At 61.5% G+C, this 17,094-nt stretch carries 16 protein-coding genes; 8 read left to right on the plus strand and 8 right to left on the minus strand.

Annotated elements, in window-relative coordinates:
• Positions 1–64 precede the first annotated feature (64 nt).
• From dapC to HW452_RS05825, 5 genes are all read right to left on the minus strand, one after another.
• Positions 65–1,261: a succinyldiaminopimelate transaminase gene (gene dapC / locus HW452_RS05805; RefSeq protein WP_224105158.1), complete on the minus strand. Its 1,197-nt coding sequence runs from the start codon at positions 1,259–1,261 to the stop codon at positions 65–67.
• A 120-nt stretch (positions 1,262–1,381) separates the two neighbouring features.
• Positions 1,382–1,900 (minus strand): TadE/TadG family type IV pilus assembly protein, encoded by a 519-nt coding sequence (locus tag HW452_RS05810; RefSeq protein ID WP_224105159.1) that lies wholly within the window; start codon positions 1,898–1,900, stop codon positions 1,382–1,384.
• Positions 1,890–4,037, minus strand: coding sequence for a pilus assembly protein TadG-related protein (locus HW452_RS05815; protein WP_224105160.1), 2,148 nt, complete (start codon positions 4,035–4,037; stop codon positions 1,890–1,892). The genes HW452_RS05810 and HW452_RS05815 overlap by 11 nt, the downstream gene beginning before the upstream one ends.
• A 37-nt stretch (positions 4,038–4,074) precedes the next feature.
• Complete coding sequence (locus HW452_RS05820) at positions 4,075–4,518, minus strand: TadE/TadG family type IV pilus assembly protein (RefSeq protein ID WP_224105161.1); 444 nt, start codon at positions 4,516–4,518, stop codon at positions 4,075–4,077.
• A 102-nt stretch (positions 4,519–4,620) separates the two neighbouring features.
• Entirely contained in the window at positions 4,621–4,824 is a 204-nt protein-coding gene (locus HW452_RS05825) for a Flp family type IVb pilin (protein WP_224105162.1), read from the minus strand.
• 436 nt (positions 4,825–5,260) lie between these two features.
• Between HW452_RS05825 and cpaB the strand changes: the two genes are divergently transcribed.
• Genes cpaB through HW452_RS05865 form a run of 8 tightly spaced genes read left to right on the plus strand, consistent with a single transcriptional unit; the run spans position 5,261 to position 12,829 of the window.
• On the plus strand, positions 5,261–6,295 hold the full coding sequence (gene cpaB / locus HW452_RS05830) for a Flp pilus assembly protein CpaB (RefSeq protein ID WP_224105163.1): 1,035 nt from the start codon (positions 5,261–5,263) through the stop codon (positions 6,293–6,295).
• A 40-nt stretch (positions 6,296–6,335) separates the two neighbouring features.
• Positions 6,336–7,580 carry a type II and III secretion system protein family protein gene (locus tag HW452_RS05835; RefSeq protein WP_224105164.1) on the plus strand — a complete coding sequence of 415 codons (1,245 nt, stop codon included), beginning with the start codon at positions 6,336–6,338 and terminating at the stop codon, positions 7,578–7,580.
• 9 nt (positions 7,581–7,589) lie between these two features.
• On the plus strand, positions 7,590–8,756 hold the full coding sequence (locus tag HW452_RS05840) for a hypothetical protein (RefSeq protein ID WP_224105165.1): 1,167 nt from the start codon (positions 7,590–7,592) through the stop codon (positions 8,754–8,756).
• Positions 8,757–8,765: 9 nt separating this feature from the next.
• On the plus strand, positions 8,766–10,013 hold the full coding sequence (locus tag HW452_RS05845; RefSeq protein ID WP_317986321.1) for a CpaF family protein: 1,248 nt from the start codon (positions 8,766–8,768) through the stop codon (positions 10,011–10,013).
• A complete protein-coding gene (locus tag HW452_RS17640) occupies positions 10,010–10,894 on the plus strand; it encodes a type II secretion system F family protein (protein ID WP_224105166.1) in 885 nt (294 codons plus the stop codon). The genes HW452_RS05845 and HW452_RS17640 overlap by 4 nt, the downstream gene beginning before the upstream one ends.
• A 41-nt stretch (positions 10,895–10,935) precedes the next feature.
• Positions 10,936–11,820, plus strand: a complete 885-nt coding sequence (locus tag HW452_RS05855; protein WP_224105167.1) for a type II secretion system F family protein — start codon at positions 10,936–10,938, stop codon at positions 11,818–11,820.
• Positions 11,817–12,524 (plus strand): tetratricopeptide repeat protein, encoded by a 708-nt coding sequence (locus HW452_RS05860; RefSeq protein WP_224105168.1) that lies wholly within the window; start codon positions 11,817–11,819, stop codon positions 12,522–12,524. Before HW452_RS05855 ends, HW452_RS05860 begins: the two co-directional genes overlap by 4 nt.
• A complete protein-coding gene (locus HW452_RS05865) occupies positions 12,524–12,829 on the plus strand; it encodes a DUF3613 domain-containing protein (RefSeq protein WP_224105169.1) in 306 nt (101 codons plus the stop codon). The genes HW452_RS05860 and HW452_RS05865 overlap by 1 nt, the downstream gene beginning before the upstream one ends.
• 20 nt (positions 12,830–12,849) lie before the next feature.
• Here the strand turns inward: HW452_RS05865 and HW452_RS05870 are convergent, their stop codons facing one another.
• Genes HW452_RS05870 through map form a run of 3 tightly spaced genes read right to left on the minus strand, consistent with a single transcriptional unit; the run spans position 12,850 to position 16,800 of the window.
• On the minus strand, positions 12,850–13,326 hold the full coding sequence (locus HW452_RS05870) for a prepilin peptidase (RefSeq protein ID WP_224105170.1): 477 nt from the start codon (positions 13,324–13,326) through the stop codon (positions 12,850–12,852).
• A 7-nt stretch (positions 13,327–13,333) separates the two neighbouring features.
• Positions 13,334–16,009, minus strand: coding sequence for a [protein-PII] uridylyltransferase (locus tag HW452_RS05875; protein ID WP_224105171.1), 2,676 nt, complete (start codon positions 16,007–16,009; stop codon positions 13,334–13,336).
• A complete protein-coding gene (gene map, locus HW452_RS05880) occupies positions 16,009–16,800 on the minus strand; it encodes a type I methionyl aminopeptidase (RefSeq protein ID WP_224105172.1) in 792 nt (263 codons plus the stop codon). Before map ends, HW452_RS05875 begins: the two co-directional genes overlap by 1 nt.
• Positions 16,801–17,094 lie beyond the last annotated feature (294 nt).

Genomic DNA, 17,094 nt, shown 5'->3' on the forward strand with positions numbered 1-17,094 from the left:
TAACCTCACTCGCTTTGTGTGCCGTCAGCGGCATGGCTCAAGTGCATGGAGTCGTCCGTTTCGGTCAGCCGTGTTCGATCAGTTGCCGGATACGCCGGGCCGCCTCGAGCGTTGGCGCCAGTTCGGCCACCAGCGCGAGACGCAATCGTCCTGTGCCCGGGTTGGTGCCCTGAGCGTCGGCCCGGCCCATCAGGCTGCCTGGTAGTACGCTTACGTGCTGCTCGGTATAAAGCCGCTGGGCAAAGGCAATGTCGTCGCCGTCGGGCACCGCAGGCCACAGGTAGAAACTCGCCTCGGGCACGGGAAAGTCCATTACCGGCGCCAGCTCCTTCGTTACCGCGCTGAACTTTTCGCGGTAGGCGTCGCGGTTGGCGCGCACGTGGTCTTCATCCTGCCAGGCGGCGATGGAGGCATGCTGTACCGGCAGCGACATGGCGCAGCCGTGGTAGGTGCGATAGCGCTTGAACGGCGCCAGGATATCCGCATCGCCGGCCACGAAGCCCGAGCGCAGCCCCGGCAGGTTAGACCGTTTGGAGAGCGAGTGAAACACCACGCAGCGGCGGTAGTCGTCACGGCCAAGCTCGGCGCAAGCCTGCAAGAGCCCGGGCGGCGGCGCACTCTCATCCAGATAGAGCTCCGAATAGCACTCATCCGAGGCAATGATGAAGTCGTGCTCGTCGGCCAGGGCAATCAGCTGCTTGAACTCGTCCACTGGTGTCACCGCACCGGTCGGGTTGCCCGGTGAGCAGATGAACACGATCTGTACATCGCGCCAGATGGACGGGCTGAGCGTGGAAAAGTCCGGGCGAAAGCCGTTTTCGGCAGCGCAGTCAAGGTACAGAGGCTCACCACCGGCCAGCAGCGTAGCGCCTTCGTAGATCTGGTAGAACGGGTTGGGCACGGCAACCTTGGCGGGGCGAGTACGGTCGAGCGCGGCCTGCACGAATGCGAAAATGGCCTCGCGTGTGCCGTTCACCGGCAGCACCTGGCGTTCGGCATCAAGGCCCGCCAGGTTGAAGCGCCGGGTAGCCCACTGGGCCAGGGTGTCGCGCAGGGCGGGCAGGCCGTTGGTGGCCGGGTAACGGGCCATCTCCTGCTGATGGGCCGTCAGGGCTTTTAGCGCCGCGGGGTAGGGAGCGTGCTGGGGCTCGCCAATGGTCAGCGGAATATGCTCAAGGCCCGCCGGAGGAGTCAGTTCAGCCTTGAGGGCGGCCAGCTTCTCGAACGGATAGGGGTGAAGGGCGGCGAGATCAGGATTCATAGTGTGTCCGTTGAGCGCATTTTGGATAGCGTGCCCTGCAAAGCGTGTTCAGAACGGCAGGCGTAAAGCGCCGATTATAGCAACCGCACGGGTCTGCTCAAACCTGTGAAAGCAACCGCTTCAAAACGTGGTGAGGGTGTAGCCGCGTATGACTGGCCGACCCGTAGTGTCGCGAGGCAGCGTCGGCAGCTCGATATCGCCAAGCCGGATCTGCGGCACGATGGAGCCCCGGGTCTGCAGGCACACATACAGACGGTAACGGGGCGTGCGACCGGGGCGAGCATTAACTTCGACTTGCCAGTAGCCGTAGGAGGGCTGGCCGGCATGGGAAGGGAGCGCCGCCCAGGTCGTGCCGTCATTAGGGGCGGGGCAGCTATCGCGCCACGCCGCCGGCAGCCAGCTCGAGGTGATTTCGCGGGTTACCTGCTGGCTGACCAGCTGGGCAAAGCGTCCGCTCTCCACGCTGGGGTCGACCTTGACCGCCGCCCGGGCCGCTTCGGTGGAGTAGTGTTGAAACGCCAGGCGCACAACGGCGGGAAGGCTGAAGGCGATGATGCCGTACACCAGGGTAAAGAACAGCAGAAAGATGGCCGCGAACTCTATCGCCACCGCCCCCTGCTGGTGGCGCTTACTGAACAAAGGTGACATCGCCACAGGTGATGGACTCGACGCGTACATCGATGCGCCCAAGATCAAGGCCCAGGTCGCTGGTGATCAGCGTGCCAAGGGCTCTCATCGTGCTGTTAAGCGGAATCCTCACCAGCCGGCATATTACCTCCTGGCAGTTGGCCGGTCCGCCTGAATCGGCGCCGCTGCCGGGGAAGGGAATTTCCAGCCCGCCGGGCTTGCGCTGCAGCATCAGTATCAGGTTCTCTTCCACGCAGCTGTTGTAGCTGCTGTAGAAAAGCAGATTGAGCAGCAGCCCGCCGCAGGCCTGATAGCCGTTGCGCGCCACCGGCAACAGGCTGGTGCCCAGAAGCCCGCCATTGTTGGCAAGGTCGACAAAAGCGGTGGAAAACGGCGCACTGGCAAGAGAGGTGCAGAGCAGGTTGGCGCATTTATAGTTGGCCACCGTCCAGTTGGTAGAGGCAAGTCTTGGGTAGGTCCTGCCACTGTTGCCGGTTCCCCCGTTCAATACGAGACTGGCCGCTCTGGCGGGGTCGTACCGGCCGCTGCTGACACTCGTGGCGTCGAGATAATCCCTTGCCACTTGTCGCAGCATCTGGGTGTTTGCCGAGGAGGTGGCGCTATTGAGTATGCCGAACATGCCATCCTGCAGCGTTGTCAGCAGGCTGCTGATGGTTGGCAGTGCCAGGGGTTGGTAAGAGCGCTTTTCACCCGCGGCCATTCGGGCAAATGGCTGGGGTCCACTTTTCTGCCCGGCGAAGGCTCGTTTACCTGGGCCCAGCAGCGTCGTCGGAGGAGTACGCATGAGGGCGGCGAAGATACTGTCGGTCGCCGTGACGGCGCAGCTTTGAGAATTTTCCCAAAGCGCCGAGGCGGACATGTCTCCAAGACAGGCATCGAGAAGCGATGAGGAGACCGCGATATCCACCGTAGGTATGGGCGTGTTGCACTGGATGCTGGTGAGCTCGCCGGTGGCGCTGGCAAGGTCCATCGTCAGGGGAAGGTGGATACGCCCGGTGAGCGGGTTGAGACTGACCATCTTCTGGCTGTCGATATCCAGATGCAGCCGGGTCTGGCCGGCGCGGGCGACCGAGCCGACGGTGCCGGCGGCGAGTGTCGGCGTATCGATGACGCCGGTGGCGGAAGCAAGGCCCAGCAGGTTGATACCCGGTGTAGAAACGCTCTTTTTCCTTGACCCTGCCACAATCGCCAGTCCCAGCATTTCGCCCAAGGCCAGCTCGGCCTGCAAGGCGGCAAGGGTGCTGGGCCGCCCCGGGCCCTCCAGCTGGAACAAGCCGGTGCTGCCCAGAAGATCGATACTGGTCAGGGTCGAGGCGGAAAGGTGGGTAGCAAGACCAGAAAGCGTCGTGGCCAGGGTGCTGTTGCCTGCAAGCGTCGCGCTGGCGCGCACTACGTCACTGACGCGCACCCCTCTGGCCGCCGCGATAGAGGCGGGTGCAATCCTGCCTGCGTCATCGACGCTGACGTTGATACCCAGGGCGGCCAGCAGTTCCGCGGCAGTGATGAAGGTCGTCAGCGCACCACTCGAGTTCAGCACGCCAAGCCTTGTCGTATCGACTCCGGCACTTCTCAGCAGGGATCCCATCAACTGCGTGTTATCCAGGCTCAGCAGGTGAGTCTTGACAGAAAACGCCGCAACCGGGGCATTACGCTGGGCTGCGGCATGGGCGCGCAGAGTGATATGGCCGCTGAAGGCGTCGCTGAATAACGAGCCACCACGAATGACCAGACTGGCGGGTACCTGATGGCTGACCTCGACACGAACACCGGCGCCGGAGGAGGCGGCGGTGACGTTGCGCAAGCCATTCTGGCTGGCAATGGTGGCGCACTGAACGGTAAGGGTCTGATGCGTTCCGGGAGTGAACCCGTTGAGCGCGGCAGACTCTGCCGCGAACTGTCCTGCCCGCGCAGGATTGGTCGCGCAGGTGCCACGAGGCAGACGGGAAATGGCGTCGAGTGCGGCCATGTCCGCGACTTTTTGCAGCTTGCGCTGCTCAAGGTAAAGGCGGCCAGTATCCACCACCAGTGCCAGCACGCTGATCAACAGCACCAGCAGAAACGCGGCCAGGATGCTGACGATACCTCGCTGGCTGGCCAGGCCTAACGAGCCGTGTGTACGAGCGTGCATGCTGGCCTACCTTTTTCATGCGGCGAGTAGCGGTCTATCAAGGCGCGACTTCGCGGGTATGCAGTATGGCGGAGCCAACGATCTGATCGGGTAGTGGCGGGAACTCCCAGCCAAGAAGTCTTATCGGTGGCAAGATGGTACTGGGCGAAGGGTGGCGAAGGCACACCTGCCACAAGCCGGTCTGCGAATCGATGGTCAAGAAATGCGTTCTGTCGGCGCAGGGCGTCGCCCACGCCGGCGGCATCCAGGCCTCATCGATCAAACCGGCCACATAACGCTCGACATCACGATCAGAGGCGTGCTGGTAGTGCTGCCAGGCGAGCCCTGCGCGTAACGTATCAGAAGCCAATTGCTGATAGCTGGCGCTCATCAGAAGCGGCATGGTAAAGCCCGCCATGCCGTAGAACAGCATCAGTAAAATGATAAAACTCAAGGCAAACTCGATGCTGGCCGCACCCCGCTGTGACGTGAGCAATATCATGGCTATCCATAAAACATGGCTAGTGGCGAATTGGCTGTTTAGGGATTAATGCCTCAATGGCTTGATTGACATTAACGTGTTCTTGTCAAAAGCGGCGATGTCTCAAGTTCCACTTCCTCCGACACCGGAAAGTGCGTTAGTTATCCGTTGGAACGTGGCGCCAATGCCCCCGCCAAGCGCGGTTACTGCCACGATGATGGCTACCGCGATCAGCCCGGCAATGATGGCGTACTCGATCGCCGAGGCGCCTTTCGTATCCTTGTTGATAGTTATTAAATAGCTGTAAATCAAGAAAAATATTCTCATTGTTTGATCCTCTTGCGTAGTTGAGAAGTAAAGAGTCTGCCAACTTATTGTTCGGCTTGGATGACGCTTTATTTCGATAGTAGAATCAAAATCCCAGGCTGCCTAGTTCAAGTTAGGATTTTTTTAACAATGATTATTGATAATTCATAATTTGATTTATAAGCCATTGAAGATTATTGAATTGTTTTTTAGCTGACTTTTCTGCAAAGAGTCTAGTGTCCGTCAAGATCGTGGTTAATGCGAAAGATCAAGTATGGGCGTTGGCGTTATTGATGATGGTAATAGTTGAAAAGATGGTTTTTACTGAACGCAGAGTGGTTGCTTAAATGCTTTTAAGTTAACTGGTTAGGTATGGCTGTCACCCTGTGGGTGCCTTGGCAAGCAACCTTGCTCCTGGCGTCGCCGGTAGACGTTTTGACACCACAGGAAAGGGGACGTGGTCTTGAACAGTCGAATGATGATGATCCTTGCAGGCGTACTGGTGGTTGCTGCGCTGGTGCTGGGGTATCTGGGTATCTCCATTGGAAAGAGCGACCCCAGTCCCGTGAACATGACAGAGCCTGAGGAAGCCTTGCCACCACTCGATGTGGACGAAACGCCCGAGACGGTCGCGATGCCCCCGATCGACGCAAGTGACGATATCGAGCTGCATCAGCCCGTCGTCGTGCTTGCCCGTGATCTGCCTGCCCATCACACCGTGCAACCCGACGACCTGCAGGTGGAGCAATTGCGTTTGATGCCGCCCGGCAGCTTCAGCGACCCTGATGCGCTGGTGGGGCGGCGCGTCTGGCGCGCGCTTTCGGCGGGCAGCATTCTGACCGAGCATAGCTTTACTGCCGGCGGGCCCGTGGCTCAGATGATTCGCCCCAATGAGCGAGCGCTGGCCGTACAGCTTGAGCATGCCTTGGGCGGGGCCGGAAATCTGGCCCCTGGTGATTATGTCGATGTGCTGCTGTACCTGCCTGAAGACGCCATCAACACCGACCGTACCGTGCAGGTGGCCGTTCCGGCCCTGCGCGTTCTGAGCGTGGGCGATGCGCTTGGCCTGACGCTTTCCGGCGAGCCGGCGGTGGCCGAGGGCCGTTCAGGCAGCTTGAGCATGATGCCGGGGATGGGCCAGGTTGAAACGGTTGTCCTGGCCGTACCTGATGCCTTGCTGACGCGTTTTGCACTGGCTGCCGAAGCGGGGAGCCTGCGCCTGGCACTGCGCTCTGCTGCCGAACAGCGCCTGGAAAGCTACTACCGTGAGGAGGCTGCCACCGAGGCACTCAACCAGCAGCTGTTCCAGTTCGAAAAATTTGCCCTGAGCCAGGCCACGCGGCCTCAGCCCGGCCTCGTGGAGGGCGGCGCCACGCGCAGGCAGGCCGTGCCCGAGTACCTGAATCAGCAGACGACCGTGCCGTCAGCGGTGCCTTCTTCAGGCGGCGTGCCCGTGATCCGCGGGGCAACCATCAGTCTTGAAACGCCTTAGGCGCCATGCCCGACTAACGACACAACAACAGGGGAACGGAATGAATCGAGTGACGCGACGGTGGGGGCTTCTGCTGGGTGGTGGCATGGTAGTGCTGAGCAGCGTCATGGCGCCCCTCGTGGCCCACGCCCAGCCAGTGTGCGACGAGCTTCGCCGCCTGCCTCCCGCGCTCGAGCTGACACCTGGCATGCACCGGGAGATACGGCTGCCGGTAGAGATCGAGCGGCTGGCGGTAGGCAATCCGGCGGTGGCAGATGTACAGCTCACCTCGGAGCGGGGGTTTCTGATTTCGCCGGTCGAGCAGGGGGCCACCAACGTCACCATCTGGACCCCCTGCTCGCAGCGCCCAGCCGACATCACGCTGATGGTCACAGGCGCTGCCAGCCAGGCACTTGGCAGCTTCCCCGAAAGCATCCCGGCCGTGCCGGCCCAGGTGCAGACCGATATCCGGTTTGTCGAGGTCAACCGTACGCGCCTGCGTGAGATCGGCGTGTCGCTGTTTGGCAGCTCCAATAACAACCTGTTTGCCTCTCCGGGCGTGGGGCCAGGCGGGGTCGGGGTGGGTAATATCGGAAGCCTGACCCCAGGGGCCAACGTGCCGCTTTCCAGCAGCGGTTTCAACCTGGTCGTGGGCGGTGGCAGCAGCCGGGTGCTGGCCGCGCTCAGCGCGCTGGAAAGCAGCGGCTTCGCCTATACCCTGGCGCGGCCAAGCCTGGTCGCCCTCAGCGGCCAGAGCGCGAGCTTTCTGGCCGGGGGAGAGTTTCCCATTCCGGTGCCCAGCGCAGGCAGTGATAGCGTGTCCATCGAGTACAAGGAGTTCGGGGTGCGCTTGACGCTTACGCCCACGGTGATCGATGAGCGGCGCATTACGCTCAAGGTGGCGCCGGAGGTCAGTGAGCTCGACTTCGTCAACGGTATTACCATCGAGGGCACCACGGTGCCGGCATTGTCGGTACGTCGTTCGGATACCAGCGTTTCGCTGGCCAGCGGCGAGAGCTTCATCATCAGTGGCCTGATCAGCACCAACCGCAGTGCCCAGGTCAACCAGTTGCCGGGGCTGGGCAGCCTGCCGGTGATCGGAGCATTCTTTCGCAACAGCCGGACCCGGGTAGAGGAGCGCGAGCTTCTGATGATCGTGACTCCACACCTGGTGCAGCCTCTCGCGGCTGATGCCCTGTTGCCCCCGCTGCCCGGCGAAGCGGTGCGCAATTATGACCCCAGCGTGCATGAGCTGCTGTTGTTCGAAGACGGCTCGTTTGACCGCACCGCCGGGCTTTCGCGCTAAGGAGATGCCATGCAGACGTTTCTGGTCACCGGATGCTCGGATGCCGACATCACCTGGCTCGAATCCACCCTGTCAGAGCAGGGCCGGATCGTGCCGGTCGGCAGCAAGCTGGAAGCCATTATCGGACTGATCGACCAGATGCAGGTAGGTACGGTCTTTGTGTGCGTTGACCGCAAGGGGTATGACAGCGCCTTTTCCCTCATCGAAGGGCTTAGCGAATCTCGCCCTAATGCGGTTGTCGTCGCCATCGGTGATGGAACGGATAGCGAGCTGGTACTGGGGGGAATGCGCGCCGGTGCCAAGGATTTTCTGACCGTGGGGCAGCGCGGCAGCGAAGTGCAGAGTCTGATACGCCGACTCGGGCGCAAGCAGCCTGTAATGAACGCGGCATTCAGCGGACAGCGCGCTCGGCTCGTGGTGCTCTATGGCACCGATGTGGTGTCGGACACCACGCTGATCGCCGGCCACGTCGCGCTGGAACTCGCCCGAACCCAATCCCAGGTGCTGCTGGTCGATATAGCTCCCGGCCACGGTGAGCTTGAAGCCCTGCTGAGCCTCAAGTGCTCCTTTGGGCTCGAAGACGCCATGCGTGCCGCCCAGCGGCTGGACTCCGCGGTAATCGAGAGCGCCTTCAGCCGGCATGAGAGCGGCCTTTACGTGCTGCCGTTGCTGCAGGATGACCGCTACCCCGAAGCCTACACCTATGCCGATACCATTTTGCTGCTGGGCGTGCTGCGCCAGCATTTTGCCTGCGTGATCGTCAACGCCTGCGGCCAGCCAGACGGTGGCTTCGTTCGCGCGCTGGTGAGCACGGCCGATCAGCTGTTGTGGTACCTGTATCAGAGTGTGCCGAGTAGCCGGCGCAATCTTCACTGCCTGCAGCGCTGGCGCTCCGAGGGGGTTGCCTTGAATAACGTCGGGTTGCTGGTGGACCGTTACACGGCACGGCTGGCGCCGGAGCCTTCGGTACTGTCCGAGATGTTCGGTATACCGCTGGTAGCGACGCTGGCGGGGCAGCCGCACCAGCGCCTGAATAGCCTGAACCAGGGCGTGCCGCTTTACAAGCTTGCGCCCAAGGATGAGCTGACGCGCACTTTGCAGCAGCTTGCCGGTGATGTGCTGCCCAGGCCGGCGGCTGAAAAACGCCCTGGTGTGCTAAAACGCCTGTTTCGATAAGGGGGACGTATGGAGCGCGGTGGTCTCATTCAGCTCAGCCACTTGAAAGAGCGGCTGCATCGCTACCTGATCGATCAACTGGGCGATGAAACGACCAACCTGATCGAGGGTAGCCGCCCGGAGCTCAAGCGTTTTGTCGCCTCGCATATCCAGACATTCACCCGCCAGCAGCAGCTGGCCATCTCGGGGTACGAGATAGACCGTCTGACCGAGGAGATGCTGGATGAACTCACCGGGTTCGGGCCCCTGGAAGTACTGCTGAATGATCCCAGCGTGACCGAGATCCTGGTGAACGGCAGCGACCATATCTTTATCGAGCGCCGCGGCGTGCTGTCGGTCAGCGACCTGCACTTCGTCAACGATCAGCACCTGCAGCGGGTGATCCAGCGCATTATCGCGCCGCTGGGGCGGCGACTGGACGAATCCTCGCCCATGGTGGATGCCCGCCTGCCCGACGGCAGCCGGGTGAATGCGGTCATCCCGCCGATTGCGCTGGACGGGGCTTGCCTTTCGGTACGCAAGTTTCGCAAGGATATGCTGCAAAGCCACGATCTCGTCGCCTCCGGCGCGCTCAGCGAGGCGATGCTCGCGTTTCTGGAATACGCGGTGAAGCATCGCTGCAATATCGTGATCAGCGGCGGTACCGGTACCGGCAAGACCACCATGCTCAACCTGCTGAGCAGCATGATCGACCATCGCGAGCGGCTGGTCACCATCGAGGATACCGCCGAGCTGCAGCTCAAGCACGGCCATGTGGTACGCCTGGAAACCCGCCCACCCAATGCTGATGGGCATGGTGAAGTCACCGCGCGCAGCCTGGTGCGCAACGCGTTGCGCATGCGCCCGGACCGCATCATCCTGGGTGAAACCCGTGGCGTCGAAGTGCTCGATGTACTCTCGGCGATGAACACCGGTCATGAAGGCTCGATGACCTCTATTCACGCCAACAGCGCGGCCGATTCGCTGTTGAGGATGGAAACCCTGGTCGGACTCTCCGGCGTGCCGGTACCGGAGAAGACCATGCGTCAATCCATCTCCTCGGCCCTTGAGGTGATCGTTCAACTGGTGCGCCTGCCGTCGGGGCTGCGTTGCATCAGCGAGATTCTCGAAATCGGTGAAATGCGCCAGGGCGAGTACTTGACCAACGTGCTGTTTCGCCATGACCGCCTGCGCAACACCTTTATCCAGCAGAACCATCAGGTGTTCAACGAAAAGCTTGCCGGCGTGTTCGAGGCAAGCCAGGAGGGCCTTGGGTGAACGCCACCGCCTACGCCTTGTTCGGCATGAGTGCGGCCTTCCTGCTGGCCGCCTGGATAATGCTTCAGGCCAGCCGGCGGCGGGCGGTCGATGAGCGTATCAACGAGCGGCTGAACCGTGACAGCGTGCGGGTCGAACCAAGGGTGCGCAAGCGGCGCGGACTATCGCTATGGCTGCGCCAGGCGGGCATTCGTCTGCCTGCCTGGTTGAGTGCACTGCTCGCGGGGCTTTTCGCGATACTGCTGCTGATGCTCTTGCAGGTCAGTTGGTTCATGCCGCTGCTGGCGCTTGCGGGTATGGCGCTGCTGGTCTATCTGGTCGGCCAGTGGCGTGCCCAGAAGCGCCTGGACCGAATGATCGAACAGATGCCTGGCCTGCTGGATCACATGGTGCGCAGTATCAAGTCCGGGCGCACCGTGGGCGATGCCATGCTGCTGGCCATGCAACGCAGCCCAGAACCGCTGAACAGGGCCATGGCGCCGGTGCGCAAGGATATCGAGCTTGGCATGCCCATGGCCGAGGCAGTGCTGGAGTTTGCCTCGCTCTATCGGCGCGAGGAGTTTCATATCCTGGCGCTTGGCATGCGCATCAACCAGCGCTATGGCGGTAACGCCTCGGACATGCTCCAAAGCCTGATGGCGATGATTCGCGATCGCGAGCGGGCCAGCCGCCAGCTGCGCGCCATGACCGGCGAGACGCGTATCAGTGCCGTGGTGCTGGCCGGGCTTCCGCTGGGGTTGGGTGGTTATATCCTGTTGAGCAATCCCGATTTCCTGCTCACCATGTGGGCCTCCTCGGCGGGCAGGGTGATGCTGATGATCTCCCTGGTGCTGCAGTTCACCGGATGTTTCATCCTCTGGCGGATGTTGAAGAGCATTTAAAGACGAGTATTTAAAAAGAGTATTTAAAAAGAGTATCTGATATGTGGCTACTGATCATGAGTGCCGTTCTGCTGCTGGCCGCCGCCGCTCTGGTGGTCTGGACGATGCTGCAACAACAGCGCAACGCGGCCATCATCAGCCAGCGGATCTCCACGCTGGGTGGGGTGGGGCTGGCAACCAACCGGCGTCGCTCGCTGCTCGAGGGCCTGGAGCAGCTTGACGGCAGAATAGACGCCGAGCTGCCCAGGCTACTGGAGCAGCTGGGCTGGCGCTCGCCTCAGCAGCGCGCCCGCTATTACGCCATTCAGATGGGGGTACCGCTGATCGCCGCCGTGCTGGCCATGGCGGTCAGCGCGCTTTGGCGGGGCGAGCCGTCGTTTCTGGCCGCACTGGCCTGCTTCGGGATAGGGTTTCTGCTGCCCAAGCGCTGGCTCAGGCGGGCGGTGGGCAAGCGGCGTGAAAGAATTGCCGAGGAGGTCTCCACCATGCTGCCGCTGCTGCGCATGCTGTTTGAAGTGGGCATGTCCGTCGAGCAGGCGTTGCGCGCACTTACCCAGGAGGGGCAGTACATCCTTCCGGAGCTTTCCGTCGAGTTCAAGCGGGTGCTTACCCGTGTGGATGTGGGGCTGGACCTGGCCAGTGAGTTGACGAGCATGGCCGAGCGCCTGGACATCGATCAAGTAACCGACTGCGTGGTGATTCTCGAGCAGCTGATTCGCCAGGGTGGTGGGGCGGTGGCATCGTTGATCTCGCTCAAGCAGCTGTTCGATGATCGGCGAATGACCACTCTGCAGGAGAAGGTGTCCAAGCTTTCTGCCAAGATGTCGGCCACCATGGTGGCCTTTCTCTTTCCTGCCCTGTTGATCATTCTCGCCGGCCCCGGCTTCATTGCCATTTTCGGTGCCTTGTCAGGGATGAGCCCATGATGAACGATGCCCTAAGAACCGTGCTGCTGGGGATGACGCTTGCCCTGGCTGGCTGTGCCGCACCGGGCAGCCACACCTCCCGCGAGGCCGCTCAGTGCGCCCCGCTCGAGCAGGAGCAGCAGCTGGCCATTCAACTGGCAAGGGATATGGCCGACCAGGGGCGCCTGCATGCAGCGCTTGCCCACCTGGAACAGTTGCCGGGAAACCTGCCGGACGTACGCCTGCAAAAGGCAACGATACTGCGCCGGCTGGAGCACCCGGACGCTTACGCACTTTACACATCGCTTCTGAATGGCTGTGTAGCGGCCGAGGCCTATCATGGGCTTGGCCAGATCGAGGCGGTCAATGGCCGCTATGACCAGGCGCGTGTGCATATGCAGAAGGCGGCAAGCCTCAACCCCTCAAGCTTCACGATTCGTAACGACCTGGGCTTTGTATATCTGCAGCACCGGGAACTCGACAAGGCGCAGTTCGAGTTCATGACCGCGCTCGAGTTGAGCCATGACGATGCGCTGCCGATGGAAAATCTGCTGACGCTGTTGCTCTATCAAGGCAAGCAGCAGGAGTACAACGTGCTGCTACGCGAGGGCAGAGCCACGGCCTTGCAGTACCAGCGCGCCGACGCACGGGCACGCAGGCTCAAGCAAGAAGACGAGCAAGCCTACCCGCCCATCAACAGCAATGCTGAACAAGGAGGCGTTTGATGAGGGAATATCGCTTGATTGGCCTGATGGCGCTAGGCGCCCTGCTGGCAGGTGGCATGGCCGGGTGTGCCCAGCCGGCTGGGCAGCCAGGCGAAGCGGCCCAGTCACGTATGCTCGGCAAGGGCAGTACCAGCGCCGATGCCTGGTTGCAGGTGCAGCGGGAGGGCAGCCAGGCCTCACCCCATGAACAGCGGCTCTCCGCCGCCGAGCAGGAGCGTGCCAGTCAGCGTTGGCTGGACAGCTTTACCCACCCGATTCCGGATTTTTTCAAGCGCGAGGATGCTGACAGTTTCGGTCAGGAGTGACCCTCTTTCGAAGCCGCTGGTCAAGCACCGTAAAGCAGCGCCAGCAGCTGGAGGCTGCCAAGCGCCAGAAACACGAACGGCCCGTAGGCAAACTGGCCTCTCTGGATGACAAGCCCTGGCGCATGGCGTTGTAGCCACCCGCACGCGCGGGTGGGTAAACGCGCCATTGCCAATGCCCAGACAACCAGCCACAAGGCAGCAAGGGCGGTGAGTACCAGCGTTGCCATGGCACCTGTGCACAGGCCAACAGCTGCCATCAGTTTTACATCGCCGCCACCCAGCACACCTTTGATATGCCCTGGTATGGTCAGCGCCAGCGCCAGGGCTGCGCCTGTCAGGGCGCTCGAGATGGAGGCGCCGGCAAGGCTTTGAGAGGTTGCCGGCAACCAGGCTGCCGCCAGCAGCATGAGCGGATAGAGCAGGCGGTTGCTGATATGCCGCTGGCGCAGGTCCTGAAAGGCGCAGGCCAGCACCCAGAGCAGCAAGACCCCCATCATGCGCGGCTCACACGCCAAGTACCTCGATCAGCCGTTCGCGCAGCTGCTGCTGACGCATGGGATCGGTCAGCGGCTCCCCCGCCTTGGTGGTAATGAAGAACACGTCTTCCACGCGCTCGCCAAGGGTAGCGATCTTGGCCGTCGAGAGCGCGATATCCTGCTCCATGAAGATGCGCCCGACGCGGGCCAGAAGGCCGGGTCGGTCAGGCGCGGTCAGCTCCAGCAGGGTGCGGTCATTGGCCGGGTCCTGTTCGATCAGCACTTCGGTGGGAACCTTGAAGTGCTTCAGCTGCCGCGGGGTATGCCGGGTGACGATCTCGGGGTAGTCGTCCGGGTCATCCAGCTCCTCGACAAGGTGGCGGCGCATCTCCTCGATGCGTTCCGGGTCCCGAATGGGCTGGCCTTGGCTATCGAGCACGATGAACGTGTTCAACGTCCAGTTATTGTGGGAGGTGACGATACGCGCATCGTGGATCGAAAGCCCCAGCTGCTCCATGGCCGCGGCGGTGGCGGCGAACAGGTCATCTACCGAGCGGGTATGAATAAAGACCTTCGTGCCGCCTTCGGGCATGTCTAGCGTGGGCGCGCTGATCAGCACCATGGGGAGCGGCGAGGCGTCATGGGCCAGAATGCCCTGAGTCTGCCAGACGATTTCACTGGGCGCGTACTGCAGAAAGTAATCTTCCCCCAGCGACTCCCAGAGAGGATCGATCTGGGCGCTGCCGATACCGATACTCCTCAGAAGCGAACGCGCCTCGCTGCGGGTTTCGCGCACCCAGTCGTCGCGGTCCGGCGGATTCTTTAGGCCGCGGCGCAAGGCGCGCTTGGTCTCGGCGTAGAGCTGGCGTAAAAGCGACGCCCGCCAGCCGTTCCAGAGCGTCGGGTTGGTGGCATTGATATCGGCCACGGTAAGCACGTAAAGGTAATCAAGACGCGCTTCGTTGCGCACCACCAGGGCAAAGTCGCGAATCACGTCGGGGTCACTGATATCCCGCTTCTGCGCGGTCATCGACATCAGCAGGTGATGCTCGACGAGCCAGCTGGCCAGTCGCGTATCGTGTGTGGAAACATGGTGGCGCTGACAGAACTGCTCGACGTCCCGAGCGCCGATTTCCGAATGATCACCGCCACGGCCTTTGCCGATATCGTGAAAAAGACCGGCTATCCACAGAAGGTCCAGCTTGGGCAACTGGTGAATCAGCGCGGCGGCGACCGGGAACTCATCCTTGGCATCGGGCTTGCGAAAGCCGTGGAGGAACTTGAGTAGCCGCAGAGTGTGGGCGTCCACGGTGTAGATATGAAACAGGTCGTGCTGCATCAACCCCACCGCCCGGCCAAACTCCGGCAGGTACTTGCCCAGTATGCCGTAGCGGTTCATGCGCCGCAGCTGGCGCGGCACGTTACCGGGTGCGCGCAAGATCTCCATGAACAGCCGCTGATGGAGCGGGTCGTCGCGGTAGTGGTCGTCGATCTGGTGACGATGATCGCGAATCAGGCGAATGGTATCGGCGCGCACGCCTTCAATGTCAGGATGGCGGGCCATGAGCAGGAAAAGCTCCAGCATGGCTGCCGGCTGCTCGCGGAACAGCGAGCGTGAACGGACCTGAATATAGCCGCCGGTCATCTCGAAGCGCTCGTTGAGCTGAACGGTTTCGAGCGCCTCCTTGCCGCGCAGGATGACTTCGTCAAAGTGCTGCAGCAGCATGTCGTTGAGCCCGGCAAGCGCCGTGACATGGCGGTAGTAGCGCTTCATGAACTGTTCGACGGCCAGCCGCTCCGGCGTGTCTCGAAAGCCGAACAGCTCGGCGATGGTGCGCTGATGATCGAACAGCAAGCGGTCTTCGGCACGGCCTGTGAGCATGTGCAGGGCGTAACGCACCTGCCACAAGAACGCCTGTCCCTGACTCAGAATGCGCAGTTCGGCATCGTTCATGAAGCCGTTGGCCACGATATCGGCGTACTGTTCGGTGCCGAAGTGGCGTTTCGCCACCCAGCCGATCATCTGGATATCGCGCAGCCCGCCAGGCGAGCTCTTGAGATTGGGCTCCAGATGATATTCGGAGTTGTTGTAACGGTAGTGGCGGCTGATCTGCTCCTGCCATTTGGCTTCAAAGAAGCGGTCGGCCGGCCAGACGTGTTCGGCGCTCAGACGCTCGCGCATCTTTTCGCGCAGCGCCGGGGGGCCGGCAATCAGGCGTGATTCCAGCAGGTTGGTAATCACCGTGACATCCGCCAGCGCCTCACGCTCACAGTCGTTCAGTGAGCGAACGCTATGGCCGATCTCAAGGCCGATATCCCAGAGAAAGGTGATGAAGGCGGTGAGTGGCTCGCGGTAGGGGGTGTCGTCGTCATCTTCAAGCAGCAGCAGAAGATCCACGTCCGAGTGGGGGTGCAGCTCGCCGCGGCCATAGCCGCCTACCGCTACCAGCGCGATACCATCATCCGGCCAGGCGTGGTGCGCCCAGGCAATGGCCAGCAGCTGGTCCAGGTACCAGGCGCGGCCACGCACCAGGTCGCGAATATCCGCACCGGCGCGAAAACGCTCGTCGAGGCGGGCCTGCAGTTCGCGCAGCGCCGTCTTGAACGGCGCAATGGGCGAGCGCGAACCGGAAAGCTCCTCACGAAAGGCGTCGAGGTCGTAAAGCGACGTGTCCGGCTCGAACCGGTGATGGTGGAGCAGCATCAGGCGTCTAGGAAGCTGAAGTCTTCATCGCTACGCGCCGTCAGCACTTCAACCCCGGTCTCGGTCACCAAAAGGGTATGTTCCCACTGCGCCGACAGGCTCTTGTCCTTGGTGACGGCAGTCCAGCCATCGCGCAGCACCTTGGTCTTGTAGCCGCCCACGTTGATCATCGGCTCGATGGTGAAGCACATGCCTGCTTCGAGCGCGATATCGGCATCGGGCGCGTAGCCATCGTAATGCAGAAACTGCGGCTCTTCGTGGAAGTTGGCGCCGATGCCGTGACCGCAGAAGTCACGAACCACCGAGTAGCCGTGGTCTTCGGCGTGCTTCTGGATGACACGGGCAAGCTCGGACAGGCGCACGCCAGGCTTGACCAGCGCAATGCTCTTGTAGAGACACTCCTGGGTAACCCGGCACAGACGCTCACCCTGAATGGTTTCGCCAATGATGAACATCATGCTGGAATCACCATGATAGCCATCTGGCGTCTTGACGGTGACATCCAGGTTCATGATGTCGCCATTCTTGAGCTTTTTATTGAAATCCGGGAAGCCGTGACACACCACGTGGTTCAAGGAGATGCAGGTGGCGTGGGTATAACCGTGATAGTTGAGAGGTGCCGGGGTCGAGCCCAGCACGTTGACGATGTATTCATGACACAGTCGGTCGATCTCGCCGGTGCTGACGCCTGCCTGGATATGAGGCGTGATCATTTCAAACACACTGACGGCCTGGCGTCCGGCTTCGCGCATTTTCTCGATTTCTGAAGGTGTCTTGATAGGAACGTTCATGAATTCTCGATATGGGTTCAGATTCAGACTGTCGTCATACATGACAGGTAGTGAATACCAGTCGGCAAGTAACCGCCCGGTCTGTCGTATCGTGGCGCAAATGTTGCGCGTGATACGGGCTGTGACTTCATCTTGGCAAGGATGTATGGTATAAAGCCGCGCGCTTTCCTGCAATCGCTCGCTTGCTTGTTTAATGTGAGTGAGCGGTCATGGCAAGGCGAACCACCTGCAGTGCGTCTTTGAGACGCGCTGCTTAATAGCAAGCCTTGAAAACACACATGCACCGGCACATGG

This window comes from Vreelandella aquamarina (assembly GCF_020075495.1).
GTDB lineage: Bacteria > Pseudomonadota > Gammaproteobacteria > Pseudomonadales > Halomonadaceae > Vreelandella > Vreelandella aquamarina_A.